The sequence below is a fragment of the Pseudomonas sp. UBA6276 genome, from assembly GCF_002438365.1.
GTDB lineage: Bacteria > Pseudomonadota > Gammaproteobacteria > Pseudomonadales > Pseudomonadaceae > Aquipseudomonas > Aquipseudomonas coleopterorum.
This window is the reverse complement of the sequence record NZ_DJUS01000070.1, coordinates 1-21,596: the sequence shown is the minus strand read 5'-3', so window position 1 is coordinate 21,596 and position 21,596 is coordinate 1. Positions and strand designations below refer to the sequence as shown.

Below are 21,596 nucleotides of genomic sequence, written 5' to 3'. Positions count from 1 at the left end.
GGTGGGAGCTGAATCTGTGGGAGCGGGGCGGGCGGCCGAGCCCTCTGCCCGCGAAGAGGCCGTTACTGTCACCCCACAAGGCCACTGCCCATGACAGCTGAAAACCTCATCGAAATCCGCCACCTCACCGTGGCCTTCAATGGCCAAACAGTGGTCAAGGATGTCGGTTTCGACATTCCTGCCGGCCAGTGCGTGGCGCTGGTCGGCGAGTCGGGTTCGGGCAAGTCGGTGACCGCCCACTCCATCCTGCAACTGCTGCCAGTGAGCGGCTGCCAGAGCAGCGGCAGTGTCCGCTATCAGGGTCAGGAACTGCTGGGCGCCGATGCGGCGACCTTACGCCGCATGCGCGGCGATCGCATCGCCATGATCTTTCAGGAGCCCATGACCTCGCTGAACCCTTTGCACACGGTGCAGAAGCAGATCGGTGAAACCCTGCTGGTGCACAAGGGCATGGGCGGCAAGCAGGCCGAGGCGCGCATTCTGGAGTTGCTGCAGATGGTGGGCATCCAGGAGCCGCACAAGCGGTTGAAGGCCTACCCGCACCAATTGTCCGGTGGCCAGCGCCAGCGCGTGATGATCGCCATGGCACTGGCCTGCGAGCCGCAGTTGCTGATCGCCGATGAGCCCACCACCGCACTCGACGTCACGGTGCAGCGGCGCATCCTGCTGCTGCTCAAGTCGTTGCAGGAGCGCCTGGGCATGTCGCTGCTGTTGATCAGCCACGACCTCAATCTGGTGCGCAGCATCGCCCAGCACGTGTGCGTGATGCGCGCCGGGGAAATCGTCGAGCAGGCGCCTTGTGAACAGCTGTTCAGCGCACCGCAACACCCCTACAGCCAACTGCTGCTGGATGCCGAACCCGCTGGTGTGGCGCTGTCCCACCAGGCTCGGCCCGAGCTGTTGCAGGTCGAGCAGTTGAAGGTGTGGTACCCGTTGAACGGCGGGCTGTTCCGCAAGCCACGCGAGTTCGTCAAGGCGGTGGATGGCATCAGCCTGAGCGTGCAGCAAGGCAAGACCCTGGGCATCGTCGGCGAGTCCGGCTCGGGCAAGTCGACGCTGGGTCAGGCGATCCTGCGCCTGGTCGATTCGCAAGGGGGTATTCGTTTCCAGGGCCAGGCGCTCGATGGCCTGGATCAGAAGCAGATGCGGCCGTGGCGCAAGCAGATGCAAGTGGTGTTTCAGGATCCGTTCGGCAGCCTCAGCCCGCGCATGTCGGTGGCGCAGATCATCAGTGAAGGTCTGGAAGTGCACAGCGGCGCCAACGCCCGCGCGTGCGATGAACAGGTGATCCAGGTGCTGCGCGAGGTGGGCTTGGACCCCGAGGCGCGGCACCGCTACCCCCACGAGTTCTCCGGCGGCCAGCGTCAGCGCATCGCCATCGCCCGCGCGCTGGTACTGCGCCCGGCCTTGATGCTGCTGGACGAACCGACCTCGGCCCTCGACCGCACGGTGCAGAAGCAGGTGGTGCAGCTGCTGCAGCAGTTGCAGGAGCGCCATGGCCTGACCTATCTGTTCATCAGCCACGACCTGGCGGTGGTGCGGGCGCTGGCCCATGATGTGATCGTGGTCAAGGATGGCAAGGTGGTGGAGCATGGCCCCACCGATCGGCTGTTCAGCGACCCACGGCACCCCTACACCCAGGAACTGCTGCAGGCAGCGATGGTGTAGCCTGGTATAGCGTGCATAACAACCATAAGGACACTGCACATGGCACTCCACGGCAAGACGGCTTTGGTTACCGGTTCCACCAGCGGCATCGGCCTGGGCATTGCCTCGGTGCTGGCCGCCCACGGCGCGAACGTCGTGCTCAACGGCTTCGGCGACCCGACGGCGGCCCTGGCCGAAGTCCGCCGGCACGGCACTCAGGTTGCGCACCATGGCGCTGATGTCAGCGATCCAGCGCAATTGGCCGAGCTGTTCGAGTACGTCCGAGCGAGCCTTGGCGGTGTCGACATTCTGGTCAACAACGCCGGCATCCAGCACGTGGAAGCGGTCGAGGCCTTCCCGGTGGAGCGCTGGGACGCGATCATCGCGATCAACCTGTCTTCGGTGTTTCACGGCATTCGTCTGGCGCTGCCGGGCATGCGCGACAAAGGCTGGGGGCGGATCGTCAATATCGCCTCGGTGCATGGTCAGGTCGGGTCGGTCGGCAAGTCGGCGTATGTGGCGGCCAAACATGGGGTGATCGGTCTGACCAAGGTGGTGGGCCTGGAAACGGCCACCACGCAGATTACTTGCAATGCCATCTGTCCCGGCTTTGTCCTGACCCCACTGGTGCAGAAGCAGATCGACGACCGCGCGGCCAAGGGCGGTGACCCGGCGGCCGCCCAGCGCGAACTGCTGGCTGAAAAGCAGCCGTCGCTGGAATTCGTCACCCCCGAGCATCTGGGCGAGTTGGTCCTGTTCCTGTGCAGCGAAGCCGGTAGCCAGGTGCGTGGCGCGGCCTGGAACATCGACGGTGGCTGGCTCGCGCAATGAGGCGGGGAACCGCACAGTGCCGGCAAAGTCGGAGTAAGGACATTCTCATGTGCAAGGAGCTTCTGTGACCATCGCTCCCCCCAGCGACCCCCTCGGCTCGCAAACGCCGGACCAGCCTCGTGAAGTGCATCGCCTGCGGGTGCTGACGGTGAACACACACAAGGGTTTCACCGCCTTCAACCGCCGTTTCATCCTGCCCGAGTTGCGCGAGGCGGTGCGCAGCACCAGCGCCGATCTGGTGTTCCTGCAGGAAGTGCTGGGCGGCCACGATGGCCATGCGTCGAAGTTCTCCAACTGGCCACAGATGTCGCAGTACGAGTTTCTCGCCGACAGCATGTGGAGTGATTTCGCCTACGGGCGCAACGCGGTGTATCCGGACGGCCATCATGGCAATGCGGTGCTGTCCAAGTACCCGATCCTGCGTTACACCAACCTCGACATCTCGATCACCGGGCCCGAGCGCCGCGGCTTGCTGCACTGCGTTCTGCAGGTGCCTGGGCATGATGAGGTGCATGCGATCTGCGTGCACCTGTCATTGCTGGAAAGTCATCGGCAGCTGCAATTGAAGCTGTTGGGTCAACTGCTCGATTCATTGCCTGAAGATGCGCCAGTGATCATCGCCGGGGATTTCAACGACTGGCAGTTGCGCGGCAACGCGACGCTGGCCAAGCGCCAGGACCTGCACGAAGCGTTCGAGCGGCACAACGGGCAGCTGGCCAAGACCTACCCGGCACGCTTCCCGCTGCTGCGCCTGGACCGGATTTACGTCAGAAACGCGACCAGTCATGGGCCGATCATCTTGGGCAACAAGCCGTGGACGCACCTATCGGACCATTTGCCCCTGGCAGTGGAAATCCACATGTAGCAGCTGCGCGAGCTGCGTCGGCGGCGTACGCGGTGTGCCTGGATGAACGCGGTGGACCCGGACGCGGCTTGCACCGCTGCTACAGGGGACCGCGTTCCATCAACAGCGTCTGTGGTGCATCTGGAACACTGAGGCCTTGCGTATTTCCTAAAGCAGCTGCGCAAGCTGCGTCGGCGGCATACGCGGTGTGCCTGGATGAACGCGGTGTGCCCGGACGCGGCTTGCACCGCTGCTACAGGGGACCGCGTTCGATCAACAGCGTCTGCGGTGCATCTGGAATACCGTGGCCTTGGGTATTTCCTGTAGCACCTGCGTAAGCTGCGCCGGCGGCATACGCGGTGTGCTTGGATGAACGCGGTGTGCCCAGACGCGGCTTGCGCCGCTGCTACAGGGGTCCGCGTTCGATCAACAGCGTCTGCGGTGCATCTGGAACACCGTGGCCTTGCGTATTTCCTGTAGCAGCTGCGCAAGCTGCGTCGGCGGCGTACGCGGTGTGGCTGGATGAACGCGGTGGACCCGGACGCGGCTTGCGCCGCTGCTACAGGGGACCGCGTTCGATCAACAGCGTCTGTGGTGCATCTGGAACACCGTGGCCTTGCGTATTTCCTGTAGCAGCTGTGCAAGCTGCGTCGGCGGCATACGCCGTGTGCCTGGATGAACGCGGTGGACCCGGACGCGGCTTGCGCCGCTGCTACAGGGGTCCGCGTTCGATCAAGAGCGTCTGCGGTGCATCTGGAACACCGTGGCCTTGCGTATTTCCTGTAGCAGCTGCGCGAGCTGCGTCGGCGGCATACGCGGTGTGCCTGGGTGAACGCGGTGTGCCCGGACGCGGCTTGCACCGTTGCTACAAGGACCGCGTTTCATCAACAGCGTCTGCGGTGTATCTGAGATAATGCGGGCGGTGGTGAGTCAGTGCGGGGTTTCTGGGTCATCTGCCACCAGGCCCCAATCTGCGCTTTTGCGGTCGGGGGCTGGTGTGGGTGGGGCTGGTGCGGTGGTGTGTTGCACGCCTTCTTCGCCTTGCAGTTTCAAGCGCAGGCGCAGGTTGTTCACCGAATCAGCGTTCTTCAACGCTTCTTCTTCACTGATCGCCCCTTCCACGGCCAGTTCGTAGAGCGCATGGTCGAACGTCTGCATGCCCAGGTTCACGGATTTCTCCATGATGCCCTTGAGCTCGGAAAACTCGTTGCGGTGAATGAAGTCGCGGATGGTCGGGGTGCCCAGCATCACTTCCACCGCCGCGCGGCGCTTTCCGTCGGTGGTGCGCACCAGCCGCTGCGAAACGAACGCCTGCAGGTTGTTGCCCAGGTCGTTGAGCAACTGCGGGCGGCGGTCTTCGGGGAAGAAGTTGATGATGCGATCCAGCGCTTGGTTGGCGTTGTTGGCGTGCAGAGTGGATATGGCCAGGTGACCGGTGTCGGCGAACGCCAGCGCATGCTCCATGGTTTCACGATCGCGGATCTCGCCGATCAGAATAACGTCCGGCGCCTGGCGCAGGGTATTCTTCAAGGCCGCCTGGAAGCTGCGCGTATCGACCCCCACCTCGCGCTGGTTGATGATCGATTTCTTGTGCCGGTGGATGAATTCCACCGGGTCCTCGATGGTGATGATATGCCCGCTGCTGTTGCGGTTGCGGTAGTCGATCAACGCTGCCAGCGACGTCGACTTGCCCGACCCTGTGGCGCCGACGAACAGCACCAGGCCGCGTTTTTCCATGATCACGTCGAGCAGCTTGCGCGGCAGCTTGAGGTCTTCGAAGCTGGGAATGTCGAGCTTGATGTTGCGTGCGACAATGGACACTTCGTTGCGCTGCTTGAAGATGTTGACGCGAAAGCGCCCTACCCCGTGGATCGACAGCGCCAGATTCATTTCCAGCTCGCGCTCGAAATCGATACGCTGCTCGGCGTCCATGATGCCGGCCGCGATCTCGGCGATGTCGCCGGGCTTCAACGCCTCGGCGCTCAAGGGTTTGAGCACGCCGTTGAACTTGGCACAGGGCGGCGCACCGGTGGACAGGTAGAGGTCGGAGCCGTCCTGACTGGCCAGGAGCTTGAGCAATGCTTGAATTTCCATGTGCTGGGGTCCTGCGAAGGCCGTCGATAGTAAGTACGCTATAGCTTGGCTGCATCTGCAGCCGCGGTAAATCAAAGGATAACGCAATGAATGCCTCACCTGTGGGCGGCAAGGTCGCGACATTGATCGCAAGCATGGACTGGGCCGACAGTCCCCTGCCCGCCCCCGATGCCTGGCCGCAGAGCCTGCGCACCGCTGTGGACATCGTCACACACTCGCCCATGCCGATGCTGCTGCTGTGGGGCACGCAGCTGTGCCAGCTGTACAACGACGCCTTCGCGCTGCTGGTGGGCAGCAACCACCCGCGCGCCCTCGGCCAGCCGGTGGACAGCATCTGGCCGGAACTCAAGGCATTCACCGACCCGATCTACGCCGCCGTGTTGCAGGGTGAGGTGCGCACCTTCAGCGAAAAGGACTTCAATCTGCCACGCGAGGGCGATTCCGAACAGGTCTGGCTGGACCTCACCTACAGCCCGATCCGTGACGAAAACGAGCGGGTGGCCGGCATTCTGGTGACCGCCATCGAGGCCAACGAGCGGCGTGAAGTCAGTGCGTTGGGCCGTCGCGCCGAGCAGGATCTGCGCGACAGGGAAGCGCATTTTCGCATGGCCATCGAGCTGTCACCCGCCGTGCACTGGACGGCCGAGGCCAATGGCCGGACCGACGGCAAGAGCCAAACCGAGCGCTGGCGACAACTGACTGGCATCCGCGGCCTGCAGGCGGATGAAGACTGGGCGCAGCTGATGCACCCGGATGACCACCTGCCGACCCTGGACACCTGGCAACTGGCAGTGAGCACCGGCCGCCCCTACGACGCCGAGTACCGCTTGCGCATGGCCGACGGCAGCTATCACTGGATGCATGCCCGCGCACTGCCCCAGCGCGATGCCGATGGCATGATCCGGCAGTGGTTCGGCATGACCGAGGACGTGCAGAATCGCCGTCAGGTCGAGCAGGCCCTGCGCGAGCTCAACGAACATCTGGAAACCCGCGTCAGCGAGCGTACCCAGGCCCTGGCCGAGGTCAACCTGCGGCTGCAAAACGAAATGCAGGAGCGCGAACGCGCCGAAGAGGCGTTGCGCCACGCGCAGAAGATGGAAGCGCTCGGCCAGTTGACCGGCGGTATCGCCCACGATTTCAACAACATGCTCACCGGCATCATCGGCAGCCTGGACCTGATGCAGCGCTACATCGACGCCGGGCGCAGCAGCGAGATCAAGCGCTTCAGCGAGGCGGCGATCAGTTCGGCGCATCGCGCGGCGGGCCTGACCCACCGGCTACTGGCGTTTTCGCGACGCCAGTCGCTGGACCGCAAGCGCTTGGCGCCCAACGAGCTGGTGCACTCGCTCGAAGAGCTGTTCAGCCGCACCTTGGGCGAGCACCTGCAATTGCGCCTGCAATTGGCCGAGGACGTGTGGCCGGTAAACACCGATGCCAGCCAACTGGAAAACGCCCTGCTCAATCTGGTCATCAACGCCCGCGACGCCATGCCCGAGAGCGGCGTGCTGACCATCGAGACCGCCAACTGCGAACTGGATGCCACGCCGGAAGGCGCGACCCTGGAACCGGTCAAGCCGGGCGCCTATGTCATGTTCCGGGTCAGCGACAATGGCAGTGGCATGAGTGCACCGATACTGGCCAAGGCGTTCGACCCCTTCTTCACCACCAAACCCATCGGCCAAGGTACCGGCTTGGGGCTGTCGATGATCTATGGCTTCGCCCAGCAATCGGGCGGCCAGGTAACGTTGCAGAGCCGGCCTGGCGAGGGCACCTGTGTGCGCCTCTATCTGCCGCGCCACAGCGAACCGTTCGGCGACACCGCCGAGCAGCGCACTCCAGCCGTGGCACCGATGGCCCAGGCCGGGGAAAGCGTGCTGGTGGTCGAAGACGATCCGGCGGTGCGCATGCTGGTGCTGGATGTGCTGGACGAACTGGGCTATGCCGCGCATTCGGCGGCCGACGCCAGCGCCGCATTGGCGCTGATCGAAGCAGGCCTGCACATCGACCTGCTGGTCACCGACGTGGGTCTGCCGGGCCTCAACGGCCGGCAATTGGCCGAGATTGCGCGCCAGCAGCGGCCTGGACTGAAGGTGCTGTTCATCACCGGCTACGCGGAAAAGGCCGCCGAGCGTTACGGGTTCCTGGCCGAGGGCATGGACATGATCACCAAACCGTTTTCCATCGAACGACTGGGCAGCAAGATCCGCGACATGATCAACCTGTCCTGATTTGCGGCATAATCAGCGGCTTTTTCAGCGAGCATCGGGTCATGAAGGCACAAGCAAGGCACATTCTGGTCAAGACTGCCGAGGAAGCGGAAGCGCTGCGCCTGCGCATCGCCAAGGGCGAAGCGTTCGATGTGCTGGCGAAGAAGTATTCGACTTGCCCGTCCGGCAAGCGCGGCGGCGACCTGGGCGAGGTTCGCCCTGGGCAGATGGTCGGAGCGATCGATCAGATCATCTTCAAGAAACCGCTGCGTACGGTGCATGGCCCGGTGAAGAGCAAATTCGGTTACCACCTGGTGCAAGTGTTCTACCGCGACTGACATCACACCGGCGAACACCGCGCTCCATCAAACTATCGCCCGCTTGCGACGCCATATCACCAAAAGCCCTGGCTAACGAAAGCGACCACCCCTGTGGCAGCGGCGCAAGCCGCGTCGGCGGCACCCGCGGTTCGTTGGAAGGAACACGGTCCAGTCGTTGCCGATTCAGAGATACTCGCCAACGGCCCTCGGCATCTGATGCTGGCGCTTGAGGTCGGTGCGCATACCCGCAATCAGATTGGAAATCGCTCGGCTGCTGGTCAACTGCTCGGTGCGGATACCGCTGAGTGTGTAGTCGACCTTATGTGTCGCCTGATCGAACACACGTACGGTCAAGGACTGATCGGTGGCCTGGGTGCACTGGCAGCGCTGGGGCAGGAAACTGCTTTCAATGATGTTGCGCAGTTCAAGGGTGGACAACATGATGACACTCCATTCTTGGTCTTATCCCTGAAGTCGGGCTTGCCCGAAGTCAGTGCACCTTTCATGCCCTCTGCACCAAAAAGCACTTCCCATATCTATCAATGAGTTAGCCTTCAGGCTCTATCCACGGGTCGTGCATTGTGCAAGATCACGGTGCACTGCCGTTGCAATTTGCATAACACCAAGCCATTGAAACTTTGCCGATCACCGTAGGGTCCCCTGCAGACACACCGCTCAGGGGTAATTCTCACCATGGCAAGAGCAATCTGGAAAGGCGCGATCAGTTTCGGTCTGGTGCACATCCCCGTGGCCCTGGTTTCGGCCACTGCCTCACAGGGCGTCGACTTCGATTGGCTGGATAAACGCAGCATGGACCCGGTCGGCTACAAGCGCATCAATAAGAAGACCGGCAAGGAGATGGACAAGGAAAACATCGTCAAGGGCGTCCAGTACGAGAAAGGTCGCTACGTTGTCCTGAGCGAAGACGAAATCCGAGCGGCCCACCCTGTATCGACACAAACCATCGATATCTTCTCTTTCGTCGACCGCACCCAGATCCCCCTGCCCAATATAGACACACCCTACTTTCTCGCCCCGGATCGCCGTGGCGAAAAAGTGTATGCACTGTTGCGGGAAACATTGATCAGCACCAAGAAAGTTGCACTGGCCCTGGTGGTATTGCACACCCGCCAATACCTGGCTGCGCTGATGCCGCTGGACGGTGCACTGGTGATGGTGAAGTTGCGCTGGCCTTCCGAAGTGCGTGACCTGGATATTCTGGAACTGGGCAAGGACGTGAAAAAGCCCGAACTGACCAAGAAAGAACTGGACATGGCCAAGCGTCTGGTCGAAGACATGAGTGGCGATTGGCAGCCCGAAGAATATGTCGACAAGTTCGAGCAGAAGATCATGGCACTGGTCGAGAAGAAGGCCAACAAAGGTGAAATCGAAGACGTGGAAACCGAGTCCGACCAAGCGTCACGGCAGACCGCCGACGTCATCGACCTGACCGAGCTGCTCAAGCGCAGCCTTGCCGGCAAGCCATCCGCTGCTGCCAAGCCCAAGCCGGCCAAGGCGAAAACCGCCGCGAAAAAAGCCCCGGCCAGACGCAGCCCGCGCAAGGCTTCTTGAGCACAAACAGCCAAGAACAACTTTCCAATTGATAGCGGCATCGATGAATAACTTTTTTCATCCATGCCGCTATTGAATAACTTCATACCGCTCTGCCTTTTAAAGCAACTTCCAACATTCGTCGACTACACTCGTTGCAACATCTGATTCCATTAACCACTTGATCGCTCACCGCGCCTTGTTTCGCGGCGAACGCGTGTGCGGGAGTTGTCGATGAACACCAACGAGTTGTTTAGATACCGCTGTTTATTGACCGCGTCGTTGTTGACCAGTTGGGCCGCCTCCGACATGGCGTCGGCCGACTGCACGTTCGCCCCCGGCCTGGGCAATGACGCCTACGTGTGCGACAGCGCAACGGCTCCCTCGCTGAGCGATCTACTGGGCAACAACAGCCTCACCCTGCCCCCAGGCGGCACCGGAACCATCACGGGAGCGGTCGAATTCGGCTCTGGCCAGGACAGCGCGTTGCTGGGCTCGGGCAGCATCGAAGGCGTGCTGAACACCGGTGCAGGCGCGGACACGGTGCTCGTCAGCGGGGGGCGATTGTCTTCCCTGATTCAGGGCGATGGCGCCGATACGCTTGAAGTGATAGGCGGTACCATCAGCGGCCCGGTCAGCCAGGGCAGCGGCATCGACAGCTTCATCATGCGCGGCGGGCAGATCCAGTCACTCAGCCAAGGTGACGGGCTGGACACCTTTTCCATGACCGACGGCACTATCGTTGGCGCCTTCGAGGACGGCGACATCGCGCGGATGAGCGGCGGCACCATTGGCCGAGTCGACATGAAGCTGGACAACAACCTGTTCGAGCTGTCTGGAGGCCGCATCAACGGCAACCTGGTCGCAGGCTTCGGCAACGATACCATCGCCGTGTCGGGTGGCAGCATCGGCGGCAACATCAGCGTCAGTGGCGGCGTCGACGAGGTCACGGTGAGCGGTGGCGACATCGGCGGCAATTTCTTGCTGAGCTTCGGCGACGACCGCTTCATCTGGCGCGATGCGGGCCTGATCCACGGCACCATCAGCATGGGCGCAGGCGACGACACGGCGCTGTTGAGCAACTTGGAGGAAACCCAACTGGCATCGCCGCGCCTGATCTACGGGGACGCCGGCATTGATACGTTGACCCTCGACAACAGCAGAACAACTGGCGGCGCACGCTACAGCTACTGGGAAACGATCAACCTGAGCAACGGCTCGGTGCTGGACTTGCCCGATCGCCTGAGCCTGGCGGACGATTCGACGCCGCCGAACAGTGGCCTGCTCACTCTCGACCGCAGTAGCACCTTGGGCGCGACCCAAGGCACGGTCGGCCCGATCGTTGAGGGTCAGACGATCACGCTGAACAATGCCGGGCTGATCGACCTCACCCGCAGTGGCGCCCAGGCGGAAGACCGCCTGACCGTCATCGGCAACTACGTGGGCAACGACGCGCGCCTGAAACTGCAGACGGTGCTCGCCGGTGACGACGCCCCTTCCGATCGGCTGGTCGTGGCTCAAGGCACGCTCAGTGGCCTCACTGCCATTACCGTCGACAACCTCGATGGCCGTGGCGCGCAGACCACAGCCAACGGCATCACACTGGTGGAGGCTACTCAAGGCGCGACCAGCACCGACGGTGCCTTTACCCTGGCCAACAACCTGTCGGTCGGCGCCTATCAGTATTACCTGTTCAAGGGTGGGGTCACTGCGGGCAGCGAGAACAGCTGGTTCCTGCGTTCGTCCGTGGTGGCGCCGCCTGTGGTGGTACCGCCGGTCACCGAGCCGCCGGTGATTGAACCGCCTGTGGTCCAGCCTCCCATAGTCGAACCGCCTGTTATCGAGCCGCCAGTGATCGAACCCCCTGTAGTCGAGCAAGAACCACCGATAACAGAACCGCCCGCAGTCGAGCCACCTATCATCGAGCCGCCAGTCCAGCCGCCGCCTCCTGAACCCGAGCCAACGCCACCCGCCCCTGCGCCGGGCGCTCAGGAACCCATCGCGGCGATCGGCACACCAAACCTGCCGCGCCCGGCCCCCGGTCAGAGCATAGTGCTGTATCGCATCGAAGTGCCCGCTTACAGCGTCGTACCGCCTGCTGCCGCCTTGCTGGCGCTGGACAGCCTGGGGAGCTTCCATGAGCGTCAGGGCGAGCAAAGTCTGCTTACGGAACGCGGCGTCCTGCCTGCCGGGTGGGCCCGGACCTTCGGCAGTCACGGACGACAGCAGTGGGCTGGCGCTGCGACCCCTAACCTGAGCAGCAATATCAGTGGCTACCAGGTCGGCCACGATCTGTTCGCCGCCCTCAGCGACAACGGCTACCGCCAGCACGTCGGGCTGTTCGCCGGGCATGCTCGGCTGGATGGCAAAGTGCGCGGCTTCGCCCTGGGGTTCGACAACACCCCTTCGGGCAACATCCGCCTGCGCGCCGACAATCTTGGCGCCTATTGGACGGTGATCAGCCCTGCAGGGGCCTACCTTGACCTGGTCGCGATGAGCACCCGATTCGAGGGACGCAGCCGCTCCGAACGCGGCTACACGCTCGACCTCGACGGACACGGGGTGGCCGTATCCTTGGAAGCCGGTTACCCGCTCAGACTCTCCGAGCAATGGTTGCTGGAGCCACAGGTGCAAGTGGTCGGGCAGAAAATCACGCTGGACACGGCTCGTGATCCCGTATCGAAAGTGGCATTCGACAGCGAGCACTATTGGCGGACACGCTTGGGAGTGCGTTTGAAAGGGCAGTATCGGGTGGGCGGTACGCCGGTCGAACCCTATGTGCAGGCCAACCTTTGGCACACGCTTGACGGCGAAGACACAGTGACCTTCGATGAGGTCGATACCCTGCGCAGCCAGCACCGGGCGACTCAAGCCAAACTGGGCATGGGCCTGGCCGCGCGGCTCAGCGACGACGTCAGCCTGTACCTGAACGCCGACTACGCCCGCAGCCTGGATTCACAACCCCAGGAAAGCCTGCAGGGAAGCCTGGGGTTGCGAATCAGCTGGTAGGCTCAGGCCGGATCGTCAGGGCTCACGTCGGCGTCGCCGGTCTGGGTGCGCACCTGGCGCGGGTCCAACTCAGGGTCGCGGTCCATCGGCACGGGCGAAAGACCTTCGTCACCGGGCCGCACGTCCTCGTCGAGCTTGCCTTCGGCATAGGGTTCAGGCGCGACCGGGTCGTTGGGACGGTCCAGAGGGTCGGGAATCTGCGTCGAACTGCTGGGTGCCATATCATCCTCACAAAGCACAGTGGTTTCAGTGGATCGATGAACTCATGGCATCAGACGTGATCGCGACGCAGGGGTGCAGATTATTTTGTCGCAGAATCAAAGCGTTTCACGCTTAGAGGCAGGTGGCCAGCGATGCCAGTCGGCGCGTGGCGACCTCGCCCTGCTCGCGGGCGTAGAAGCTGACCTGACTACCGGCACCGCGTGGGCGGATGTCGGCGAAGTACGTGGCTGCGGGAGTGAACACGGTGTAACCGCCATCGCTTGCTTCACTGGACGCATCGGTCATCACGCCGAACATGGCTTCGTCCTGCCAGCTGAACTGCACGCATTGGGCGATCTTCTGCGCCGGTTTCTCCGACGTCACGGTCTGCACCGGCGCACTGCTGCGCGCCTGTTTCATGTTGAGGCTGGTGCAACCAGTGAGTACGCACAGGCCAAGTGCTGCAGCGATGATTCGCATCGTCGTTTCCATTCCGGATTCAGATAAACCGCGAATGTAGCATCGACGTGAACGGGCAGCACCATTGCCGGAGCATCATTGGCAAAGGTGCATGGCGGTGAGCAGCAGGAAGAAGGCACCAAGCACCTCGAAATGGCCGAGCAACCAAGTGCCGAGGCGCGAGCGCCCGACCGTCCCGGAGCGGCCACACCATTGCGGCCACAGAGCGGCCGAAGTCGCCAGCACGGCGCCTGCCAACAGCAACAACACGTAGGCCATCGCAAGGTCCTGCGGTGATGAATGGAGATAGGCCTTAGTGCTCGCCAGGCACCGCGCGTTCCACTGGCTTACGTGCACTTCGTCACAAAACCGCACGCACCCAGCATTGCCTGCATCGACGGGGGCCTGCACAATCGTGCCCTTTCCCACACCGATCGAAGGCCCCATGGCAGAACCCGATTCGCGTCACCAGGCCGCACTGGACCGTTTTCTCGAGATGAGTCCCGAGCTGCAAACGGAACTGGGCAGCCTCAACCCCCTGGCCGCACGTGCGGCAGGGCTGAGCATCGAGGAATATCGCGCCGAACGTCTGCACGAGGCCTTCGAAGAAGCCGCCAATGGCCAGGACCTGTTCGCCTGGGAGCTGACCCTCAAGCTCACCGCCGACACCCCGGAAGACTTTCAGGCGCAACGGCTGGAGGTTCACAGGGAAGTGGCCGAGATGGCTGGCATGCCGTGGGAGGAGTACATGCAGCTCAATGGCCTGAAGGACGCCTCGGGCTCGGCGTAAAACGCAAGCACCCTGCGCAAGGCAGGGTGCAGGTTCACTGGGCAGGCCGGGCCCCTATCTAGAGCATACTAGCTAGAGGCTGTTGCCGGGCGAAGGCTCTTCGTCTTCATCGACGGGCGGATTGGCCTCGGTATTAGGCTCTTCCACCGCCTTGTTCCCAGGCGAGCCGTCCTGTTCGTCATCATGCTCGTCGTGGATATCAGGGTAGCCCTCTTCCCCGCTACCTGGCTCGGCGGGCCCTGGATACGGATTCTGCGGGTGGTTGTTGTCTTCGACCATGATATGTCTCCTTTCGTGGCGCGGTTCATCCGCACCTGATAGTGGGAGATCACCGCAACCCGGGAAGTGCCACTGACGTGACGAGCGGTTTGCCCTTCCCTGCAAACCAGCCACCGCCTTGTCTTCTAAGGTTTCTTTGCTATAGCTAAAGGCCTCTCTGATCATTCAGGCAATGGAGTGGCCGTCATGAAGAAGATGAGTGTGAGTCAGCTGACCATGCTGACAGCCGTCAACATGCTGGGATCCGGCATCGTTCTGTTACCCACCAAGCTTGCCGAAGTCGGCGGCATCTCGATCCTCTCCTGGCTGATCACGGCTACCGGCTCCCTGGCCCTGGCCTATGCCTTCGCCCGCTGCGGCATGCTCAGCCGCAAGACCGGGGGCATGGGCGGCTACGCGGAATACACCTTCGGCAAGTCGGGCAACTACATCACCAACTACACCTACGGACTGTCCCTGTTGATCGCCAACGTGGCGATCAGCATCACGGCGGTCGGTTACATCCAGACCCTGTTCGATATCAGACTCGATTCGCTGCAGGTGGGCCTGGCGACCATCGCGCTGTTATGGCTGACCACCTTCGCCAACTTCGGCGGGGCGAGCGTCACCGGCAAGATCGGCTCGATCACGGTGTGGGGCGTGATCGCCCCCGTGGTGCTGGTGTCGACGATCGGCTGGTTCTGGTTCGACAGCGGCACCTATGCGGCCGGCTGGAACCCCCACGACATGCCCTGGTACGAAGCGGCCGGCGCCTCGGTGGCAATCACCCTGTGGGCGTTTCTTGGCCTGGAATCGGCGTGTGCCAACGGCGACGCCGTGGAAAACCCGGAAAAAAACGTACCCATTGCCGTGCTCGGCGGCACGTTGGGCGCGGCGGTGATCTACATCCTGTCCACCAATGTGATCGCCGGCATCGTCGACAATGCCGAGCTGGTTTCCTCCACCGCGCCGTTCGGCCTGGTGTTCGCCAAGATGTTCACGCCGATGATCGGCAACCTGGTCATGGGCCTGATGGTGCTCGCCTGCATCGGTTCGCTGCTGGGTTGGCAGTTCACCGTGGCCCAGGTCTTCAAAAGCTCAGCCGACACGGGCTACTTTCTGCCGATCTTCGCCAAGATCAACAAGCACGGGGTGCCGATCATCAGCATGCTGATCCTGCTCGCCATCCAGACCGCGATGGCCTTGCTGACCATCAGCCCAGACCTGGCCAAGCAGTTCGACACCCTAGTGAACCTGGCGGTGGTCACCAACCTGGTGCCGTACATTCTGTCGATGGCCACCTTGATGACCTTGCAGAAGGTGTCGAATGTCCCGGCCAACAAGGCCTTGATAACCAACGTCGTCGCCGCGGTCGCGACGGCCTACAGCTACCTGGCGCTGTACAGCTCGGGAGCCCAGGCCCTGATGCTGGGCGGCGTGGCAACCATCGTCGGCTACACGCTGTTCGGCTTCGTCAACAACCGCCTGATTCGCCTGGAAGCGCTCAACAACAGCGCCCCGACCCAGACCGTTGCCGCCCAGCACATCGTCGGCACGCCGATTCCGGTGAACAGCCTGCCCCGTACCCCAACCAACCCCCCTGCCCTGGAAGCGCGACCATGACGGACCATAGAAACCTGCTCGGCATGCTGGCTTTGTTGATCAGCGACCAACCCGACAAACGCACTGTGTTCGGACGGGCGCTGATTCAGCTGATCACCGACGTGGAGGAGCGATCCATCAGCGTGATCACCTCCGAGCGTCTGGACGATGCCAAGTCGATCCTGAGCACCGACCCGGCGATCCAGTGTGTATTGCTCAGTTGGGAAATGGACAGGAGTGCCGACCATCAGCAATGCATCGATCTGCTCGCCCGCCTGCGCGAGCGCAACACGCGCGTGCCGGTGTTCCTGATCAGCGACCGCAGCACCGCATCCAACGTGCCGTTGATCGTCATGCAGCACGCCGACGACTTCATCTGGCTGCCCGAGGACACCAGTCGTTTCCTCAGTGGGCGGATCCTGGCCGCCATGGAGCGCTATCGCCAAGCGGTGCTGCCGCCCATGTTCGGCGCCCTGCTCAAGTTCGCCCGCAGTTATGAATACTCCTGGCACACCCCGGGCCACGCCGGTGGTACGGCCTTTCTGAAAAGCACGGCTGGCCGGGCGTTCTATGAGTTCTTCGGGGAAAACCTGCTGCGCTCCGACCTGTCCATTTCGGTTGGCGAACTGGGCTCGCTGCTCGACCACAGTGGCCCCATTGGCCAGGGCGAGCGATACGCGGCCAAGGTGTTCGGCGCCCATCGCACCTACTACGTCACCAATGGCTCGTCGATGTCGAACCGGGTGATCCTGATGGCCAGCGTCACCCGCGATCAGATCGCGCTGTGCGACCGTAACTGCCACAAGTCTGCCGAGCACGCGATGACCCTGTCCGGGGCCATCCCGACCTACCTGGTGCCGACGCGCAATCGCTTCGGCATCATCGGCCCGATCCTGCCGCAGACGTTGAGCGCGGCCGCGGTACGCGCGGCCATTGCGAGCAACCCGCTGGTCGGGGCGCACATCGACCCCACGCCGGTGCACGCCATCGTCACCAACTCCACCTATGACGGCTTGACCTACAACGTCACGCGGGTCGAGGAATTGCTCGGGCAAAGCGTCGACCGCCTGCACTTCGACGAGGCGTGGTATGGCTACGCGCGGTTCAATCCGTTGTACAAGGACCGCTTTGCGATGCACGGCAGCCCCGATGACCACGACGCCTCCAAGCCGACGGTGTTCGCCACCCAGTCCACCCACAAACTGCTGGCCGCGCTGTCCCAGGCATCGATGATCCATGTGCGCAACGGGCGCAATCCTATTCACCACGCACGCTTCAACGAGTCGTACATGATGCATGCGTCGACCTCGCCCAACTACGCGATCATGGCCTCCTGCGACGTCAGTTCGGCCATGATGGAGGCGCCGAGCGGGCAGATCCTGACCAATGAATCCATCGAGGAAGCCATTGCGTTTCGCCAGGTGATTTCACGGATGCACGCTGACATGCGGGCCAACGACGACTGGTTCGTGTCCTGCTGGCAGCCACCGTCGATAGACATCGGCGGGGCCGCCATCGACTTCCATGAAGTCGATCCGGCGAAGCTCAAGTCCGACCCGAACTGCTGGGTGCTGCACCCCGGCGAAGTCTGGCATGGTTTCGGCGAGATCGAAGACGGTTACTGCATGCTCGATCCGATCAAGGTGTCGATTCTGACCCCCGGCATGGGCGACGATGGGCAACTGCTGGACTTCGGCATTCCGGCCTGTGTGGTGAGTGCGTATCTGGGCCGGCAAGGGATCGTGGTCGAAAAGACCACCGACTTCACCCTGCTCTTCCTGTTCTCCATCGGTATCACCAAGGGCAAGTGGGGCACCCTGGTGAACGCACTGCTGGATTTCAAGCGCGACTACGACGCCAACCTTGAGCTGGAACTGTGCCTGCCCGACCTGCTCGCCGCCACGCAGCAGCGCTACAGCGGCATGGGCCTCAGAGACCTGGCCGAAGAGATCTTCACGGCGATGAAGGCCAATCGCACCACGGCCGCCATGGCGGCAGCCTTCGGCATGCTGCCCCAAGCCGAGTTCAGCCCGGTACAGGCCTACGAGAAACTGGTCCGCAACGAGGTGGAACTGGTGACGCTGGACGATGCGGCTGGACGGGTCGTGGCGACGGGCATCGTGCCCTACCCGCCCGGCATTCCGTTGCTGATGCCCGGCGAGAACGCCGGTGCGGCGGACGGCCCGCTGCTCGCCTACCTGAAGGCGCTGGAGAGCTTCGACCGCGCGTTTCCCGGCTTTGCCCACGACACCCATGGGATCGACAACGATGCCGGGGTGTACCGACTGTCGGTGCTCAGGTAGGGAGACCAACGGCAGTTTTCAGCTTTACGGCCGTGCTATCGGCTCGGCCGCATTTCTGAGAAACTGGACCGTCGGGCACCTCGCCCCGTACCTCTCTCATCCATCGGAGATCCGCTTGCACATCGTACCCAAGGGTCTCGACAGTGATGAACGACTGTCCCACGTGCTGCAGGCCAGCGAACGGCTGGCCATGGCCGAGTCCATCGACGAGGTGGTGAGCGTTCTTCGCGACACGGCTCGGGCGACGGTGGGCTCCGAGGGCATCGCGGTCGTCATCGAAAATGGCGGGCACTGCACCTACGTGGCCGAGGACGCGATTTCCCCGCTGTGGAGCGGCAAGACGTTTCCGATCGATCGCTGCGTGTCCGGCTGGGCGATGCTCGACAACAAGACCTACGTCATCCCGGACGTGCGGCTGGACCCGCGTATCCCGCGAGAAGCCTACGACCCGACGTTCGTGCGCAGCCTGGTCATGGTCCCGATCGGCAAACCGCTGGCAGTGGCCGCGCTCGGCGCGTACTGGTCACAGGTGCGCCCCCATAACCGCGACACGATCGAACGCCTGGAAAGCCTGGCGCGTCTGGCCACCATTGCCATCGAAAACGCGCGCCTGACCCAGGCGCGCAACCGCGCGGCCGCCATCGGCGCTGCGCAGAACCGCATGCTCGCGCTGGCAGTGGCCGAAGGCAGCCTGGACGTGACGCTGGAAGCGATCGTGCGCGAGGTCGAGACCCTGTCCACTTCAGGTCTGCTGGGAAGCGTTCTGCTGCTGGACGAACAGGGGCGGCGCGTACAGCGCTGCGTAAGCCCCAGCCTTCCTGGTCACTACACCGTAGCGGTCGAGGGTCTTTGCCTGGACGTGGACGCTGGCAAGACAAGCGCCGGCGACAGTTCGAACGACGTGTTGGCAAACCAGCTGGCAGTGCTGGCCAACGAGCATGGCTTGCAGGTGTGCTGGTCGACTCCGATCCGTTCTACGCAGGGCGTCGTGATGGGTGCCTTCGTGCTGTATCACCCAGAGGTACGGCAGGCCGTGCCGGCCGATGTGGAGATCATCGATTTCGTCGTGCAGACCATCGGTCTCATGGTGCACCGAGCGCAAGTCGATGTCGCCGTGCGCACCAGCGAGGCCCGGTTGCGCCTGGCCGTGGACCACGCCGATGTCGGGTTCTGGGACGTGGACCTGGTGCAGAACACGCTGGTGTGGCCACCGCAGACCAAGGCGATGTTCGGCATCTCGGCCGATGTGTCGGTGACCATCGAGGATTTCTATCAGGGCCTGCATCCTCACGATCGCCGGGCAACCCTGGAGGCCTTCAGCGCAGCCATGGACCCTGAGCGCCGGGCGCTCTACGACGTGGACTACCGTACCATCGGTCGCGAGGACGGCGTGGTCCGCTGGGTGGCCGCCAAGGGACGAGCCGTGTTCGATGAGCACGGACGCTGCCTGCGCGTCACTGGCACGGCGATGGACATCACCGCCCGCAAGAACGCCGATGAGAAACTGCGCGAACTCAATGCCACCCTCGAAGGGCGCGTGGCCCAAGCCATCGCCGAGCGTGAAGAAGTCCAGTTGGCTTTGCGGCAGAGCCAGAAGATGGAAGCCATGGGGCAACTCACCGGTGGCGTGGCTCATGACTTCAACAACCTGCTCACCCCGATCGTCGGCACGCTGGACATGCTCCAGCGCCGAGGCGTGGGCGGCGAGCGGGAGCAACGGCTGATCTCCGGCGCCGTGCAATCGGCCGACCGCGCCAAGACGCTGGTACAGCGGCTACTGGCCTTTGCCCGACGCCAGCCGCTGCAGGCGGTCGCCGTCAACGTCGGCAAGCTGGTCAGCGACATGGGCGACCTGCTGGCCAGCACCACCGGCCCGCAGATCAAGGTCGTCGTCGATGCGCCGGAGCATCTGCCCGCGGCGATCGCCGACCTCAACCAGCTCGAAATGGCGCTGCTCAACCTCTCCGTCAACGCCCGAGACGCAATGCTCGAGGGCGGAACACTGCGCATATCCGCCTGCACGGAATCGATCGAAGCGGGGCATCGGTCGGGGCTTGCCGTAGGCAACTACCTCTGCCTGTCCGTCGCGGACACCGGCTCGGGCATGGACGCCGCCACGCTGGCGCGTGCGGTGGAACCGTTCTTCTCCACCAAGGGCGTTGGCCAGGGCACCGGCCTGGGGCTGTCGATGGTGCATGGGTTGGCCTCGCAGCTGAACGGCGCGCTGACCATTCAAAGCTCACCGGGCCTGGGGACCAACGTCGAGCTGTGGCTGCCACGCAGCGTTACCCTTCCCGCCGAGGCCCTGCGCTTGGTCGACACGCCGGAGCTGTCCTCCAGCCGCGGCGTCGCGCTGCTGGTGGACGACGAAGAGCTGGTACGGGCAAGTACCTCTTACATGCTGGCCGAACTGGGCTATTGCGTCATCGAGGCCGCATCCGGCGAGGAAGCCATCGCCCTGATGGACACCGGCGAGGCCTTCGACCTGCTGATCACCGACCACCTCATGCCGGGCATCAGCGGCACCGATCTGGCCAGGCAGGTCCGCTGCTCCCGGCCGGGGACCGCGATCCTGCTGGTTTCAGGCTATGCCGAGCGCGAAGGTCTCGACCCCGACCTGCCGCGGCTGAGCAAGCCGTTCAGGAAGAATGAGCTGGCGACGAGTCTGGCGCAGTTGGGGCGCGAGGGCTGACAGTGGAGACACGGTCCGTCACACGGCCGTGGCCTTGCGATGGACCAGGCTTTCGCCGAACCGAGAGTACGTCGAGCAGACGTACAACTACCACCGTACCTATGCGACAATAGCCGCACTGTCCGGTCTGCATCCCGCCTTTATTGCCCGGCTCCAGCGTGGTATCGCGTCGGCCATCGAATCGATATCACCTGAACCCATCGCTCCCCCAGTTATTGATAGGTAAGCTCCTTGATCTCCACAGCTAACATCACCATGCAGTTTGGCGCCAAGCCGCTGTTCGAGAACGTTTCCGTGAAATTCGGCAACGGCAACCGCTACGGCCTGATCGGCGCCAATGGATGTGGCAAGTCGACGTTCATGAAGATCCTGGGCGGCGATCTGGAGCCCTCGGGTGGGCAGGTCATGCTCGAACCGAACGTGCGCCTGGGCAAGCTGCGTCAGGATCAGTTCGCCTACGAGCAGTTCAGCGTGATCGATACGGTCATCATGGGCCACGAGGAGCTGTGGAAGGTCAAGGCCGAGCGCGACCGTATCTACTCGCTGCCGGAAATGAGCGAAGAGGACGGCATGGCCGTCGCCGAGCTGGAGACCGAGTTCGCGGAAATGGACGGCTACACCGCCGAGTCCCGTGCCGGCGAGCTGTTGCTGGGTCTGGGCATTCCGCTGGAGCAGCATTTCGGCCCGATGACCGAAGTCGCGCCGGGTTGGAAGCTGCGGGTGCTGCTGGCACAGGCGTTGTTCTCGGATCCTGAAGTGCTGTTGCTCGACGAACCGACCAACCACCT

Annotated in this window: 18 protein-coding genes; 12 read left to right on the top strand and 6 right to left on the bottom strand. The window is 63.1% G+C overall.

Annotated elements, in window-relative coordinates:
* Nucleotides 1-90: 90 nt before the first annotated feature.
* The 3 genes from B2V21_RS08485 to B2V21_RS08475 all read left to right on the top strand — a co-directional run bounded on the left by B2V21_RS08485 (nucleotide 91) and on the right by B2V21_RS08475 (nucleotide 3,343).
* Nucleotides 91-1,668, top strand: coding sequence for an ABC transporter ATP-binding protein (locus tag B2V21_RS08485; protein WP_286916589.1), 1,578 nt, complete (start codon nucleotides 91-93; stop codon nucleotides 1,666-1,668).
* Nucleotides 1,669-1,707: 39 nt separating this feature from the next.
* Nucleotides 1,708-2,478 (top strand): 3-hydroxybutyrate dehydrogenase, encoded by a 771-nt coding sequence (locus B2V21_RS08480; protein ID WP_056842907.1) that lies wholly within the window; start codon nucleotides 1,708-1,710, stop codon nucleotides 2,476-2,478.
* Between the two features lie 70 nt (nucleotides 2,479-2,548).
* Complete coding sequence (locus B2V21_RS08475; protein ID WP_376787063.1) at nucleotides 2,549-3,343, top strand: endonuclease/exonuclease/phosphatase family protein; 795 nt, start codon at nucleotides 2,549-2,551, stop codon at nucleotides 3,341-3,343.
* 909 nt (nucleotides 3,344-4,252) lie between these two features.
* Here the strand turns inward: B2V21_RS08475 and B2V21_RS08470 are convergent.
* Nucleotides 4,253-5,416 (bottom strand): PilT/PilU family type 4a pilus ATPase, encoded by a 1,164-nt coding sequence (locus B2V21_RS08470; protein WP_049859379.1) that lies wholly within the window; start codon nucleotides 5,414-5,416, stop codon nucleotides 4,253-4,255.
* A gap of 86 nt (nucleotides 5,417-5,502) precedes the next feature.
* On the opposite strand from B2V21_RS08470, the gene B2V21_RS08465 reads away from it, so the two are divergent.
* Together B2V21_RS08465 and B2V21_RS08460 are read left to right on the top strand one after the other, a co-directional pair.
* Complete coding sequence (locus B2V21_RS08465) at nucleotides 5,503-7,644, top strand: hybrid sensor histidine kinase/response regulator (RefSeq protein ID WP_286916587.1); 2,142 nt, start codon at nucleotides 5,503-5,505, stop codon at nucleotides 7,642-7,644.
* A 41-nt stretch (nucleotides 7,645-7,685) separates the two neighbouring features.
* Nucleotides 7,686-7,961 carry a peptidylprolyl isomerase gene (locus B2V21_RS08460; RefSeq protein ID WP_043189034.1) on the top strand — a complete coding sequence of 92 codons (276 nt, stop codon included), beginning with the start codon at nucleotides 7,686-7,688 and terminating at the stop codon, nucleotides 7,959-7,961.
* 165 nt (nucleotides 7,962-8,126) lie between these two features.
* Here the strand turns inward: B2V21_RS08460 and B2V21_RS08455 are convergent, their stop codons facing one another.
* The gene (locus tag B2V21_RS08455) at nucleotides 8,127-8,384 is read right to left on the bottom strand and encodes a DUF1652 domain-containing protein (RefSeq protein ID WP_286916586.1); all 258 of its coding nucleotides are present in this window, start codon (nucleotides 8,382-8,384) and stop codon (nucleotides 8,127-8,129) included.
* Between the two features lie 252 nt (nucleotides 8,385-8,636).
* Here B2V21_RS08455 and B2V21_RS08450 point away from each other — a divergent pair, with 252 nt between their 5' ends.
* Entirely contained in the window at nucleotides 8,637-9,515 is an 879-nt protein-coding gene (locus tag B2V21_RS08450; protein ID WP_286916585.1) for a Ku protein, read from the top strand.
* A 213-nt stretch (nucleotides 9,516-9,728) separates the two neighbouring features.
* A complete protein-coding gene (locus B2V21_RS08445) occupies nucleotides 9,729-12,503 on the top strand; it encodes an autotransporter outer membrane beta-barrel domain-containing protein (protein ID WP_286916584.1) in 2,775 nt (924 codons plus the stop codon).
* A 2-nt stretch (nucleotides 12,504-12,505) separates the two neighbouring features.
* Here the strand turns inward: B2V21_RS08445 and B2V21_RS08440 are convergent, their stop codons facing one another.
* From B2V21_RS08440 to B2V21_RS08430, 3 genes are all read right to left on the bottom strand, one after another.
* On the bottom strand, nucleotides 12,506-12,724 hold the full coding sequence (locus B2V21_RS08440; RefSeq protein WP_286916583.1) for a hypothetical protein: 219 nt from the start codon (nucleotides 12,722-12,724) through the stop codon (nucleotides 12,506-12,508).
* Between the two features lie 112 nt (nucleotides 12,725-12,836).
* On the bottom strand, nucleotides 12,837-13,184 hold the full coding sequence (locus tag B2V21_RS08435; RefSeq protein ID WP_049859373.1) for a hypothetical protein: 348 nt from the start codon (nucleotides 13,182-13,184) through the stop codon (nucleotides 12,837-12,839).
* A 75-nt stretch (nucleotides 13,185-13,259) separates the two neighbouring features.
* Nucleotides 13,260-13,442 carry a hypothetical protein gene (locus B2V21_RS08430; RefSeq protein ID WP_049859372.1) on the bottom strand — a complete coding sequence of 61 codons (183 nt, stop codon included), beginning with the start codon at nucleotides 13,440-13,442 and terminating at the stop codon, nucleotides 13,260-13,262.
* Nucleotides 13,443-13,608: 166 nt separating this feature from the next.
* Here B2V21_RS08430 and B2V21_RS08425 point away from each other — a divergent pair, with 166 nt between their 5' ends.
* Entirely contained in the window at nucleotides 13,609-13,953 is a 345-nt protein-coding gene (locus tag B2V21_RS08425; protein ID WP_049859371.1) for a DUF6388 family protein, read from the top strand.
* A gap of 72 nt (nucleotides 13,954-14,025) precedes the next feature.
* On the opposite strand, the gene B2V21_RS08420 is transcribed toward B2V21_RS08425, so the two are convergent.
* A complete protein-coding gene (locus tag B2V21_RS08420; protein WP_286916582.1) occupies nucleotides 14,026-14,232 on the bottom strand; it encodes a hypothetical protein in 207 nt (68 codons plus the stop codon).
* Nucleotides 14,233-14,409: 177 nt separating this feature from the next.
* Between B2V21_RS08420 and potE the strand changes: the two genes are divergently transcribed.
* From potE to B2V21_RS08400, 4 genes are all read left to right on the top strand, one after another.
* Nucleotides 14,410-15,834 (top strand): putrescine-ornithine antiporter, encoded by a 1,425-nt coding sequence (gene potE / locus B2V21_RS08415; protein WP_286916581.1) that lies wholly within the window; start codon nucleotides 14,410-14,412, stop codon nucleotides 15,832-15,834.
* A complete protein-coding gene (locus tag B2V21_RS08410; RefSeq protein ID WP_286916580.1) occupies nucleotides 15,831-18,116 on the top strand; it encodes an Orn/Lys/Arg decarboxylase N-terminal domain-containing protein in 2,286 nt (761 codons plus the stop codon). The genes potE and B2V21_RS08410 overlap by 4 nt, the downstream gene beginning before the upstream one ends.
* Nucleotides 18,117-18,306: 190 nt before the next feature.
* A complete protein-coding gene (locus tag B2V21_RS08405; RefSeq protein WP_376787062.1) occupies nucleotides 18,307-20,808 on the top strand; it encodes a GAF domain-containing hybrid sensor histidine kinase/response regulator in 2,502 nt (833 codons plus the stop codon).
* 231 nt (nucleotides 20,809-21,039) lie between these two features.
* A partial coding sequence (locus B2V21_RS08400; protein ID WP_286916578.1) for an ATP-binding cassette domain-containing protein occupies nucleotides 21,040-21,596 on the top strand: 557 nt, incomplete at its 3' end.

What these genes read in the sequence shown, in the direction of transcription:
- B2V21_RS08485 (WP_286916589.1), top strand. Translation starts at nt 91, where the DNA reads ATGACAGCTGAAAACCTCATCGAAATCCGCCACCTCACCGTGGCCTTC.
- B2V21_RS08480 (WP_056842907.1), top strand. Translation starts at nt 1,708, where the DNA reads ATGGCACTCCACGGCAAGACGGCTTTGGTTACCGGTTCCACCAGCGGC.
- B2V21_RS08470 (WP_049859379.1), bottom strand. Translation starts at nt 5,416, where the DNA reads ATGGAAATTCAAGCATTGCTCAAGCTCCTGGCCAGTCAGGACGGCTCC.
- B2V21_RS08465 (WP_286916587.1), top strand. Translation starts at nt 5,503, where the DNA reads ATGAATGCCTCACCTGTGGGCGGCAAGGTCGCGACATTGATCGCAAGC.
- B2V21_RS08460 (WP_043189034.1), top strand. Translation starts at nt 7,686, where the DNA reads ATGAAGGCACAAGCAAGGCACATTCTGGTCAAGACTGCCGAGGAAGCG.
- B2V21_RS08455 (WP_286916586.1), bottom strand. Translation starts at nt 8,384, where the DNA reads ATGTTGTCCACCCTTGAACTGCGCAACATCATTGAAAGCAGTTTCCTG.
- B2V21_RS08450 (WP_286916585.1), top strand. Translation starts at nt 8,637, where the DNA reads ATGGCAAGAGCAATCTGGAAAGGCGCGATCAGTTTCGGTCTGGTGCAC.
- B2V21_RS08445 (WP_286916584.1), top strand. Translation starts at nt 9,729, where the DNA reads ATGAACACCAACGAGTTGTTTAGATACCGCTGTTTATTGACCGCGTCG.
- B2V21_RS08440 (WP_286916583.1), bottom strand. Translation starts at nt 12,724, where the DNA reads ATGGCACCCAGCAGTTCGACGCAGATTCCCGACCCTCTGGACCGTCCC.
- B2V21_RS08435 (WP_049859373.1), bottom strand. Translation starts at nt 13,184, where the DNA reads ATGCGAATCATCGCTGCAGCACTTGGCCTGTGCGTACTCACTGGTTGC.
- B2V21_RS08430 (WP_049859372.1), bottom strand. Translation starts at nt 13,442, where the DNA reads ATGGCCTACGTGTTGTTGCTGTTGGCAGGCGCCGTGCTGGCGACTTCG.
- B2V21_RS08425 (WP_049859371.1), top strand. Translation starts at nt 13,609, where the DNA reads ATGGCAGAACCCGATTCGCGTCACCAGGCCGCACTGGACCGTTTTCTC.
- B2V21_RS08420 (WP_286916582.1), bottom strand. Translation starts at nt 14,232, where the DNA reads ATGGTCGAAGACAACAACCACCCGCAGAATCCGTATCCAGGGCCCGCC.
- B2V21_RS08410 (WP_286916580.1), top strand. Translation starts at nt 15,831, where the DNA reads ATGACGGACCATAGAAACCTGCTCGGCATGCTGGCTTTGTTGATCAGC.
- B2V21_RS08405 (WP_376787062.1), top strand. Translation starts at nt 18,307, where the DNA reads ATGGCCGAGTCCATCGACGAGGTGGTGAGCGTTCTTCGCGACACGGCT.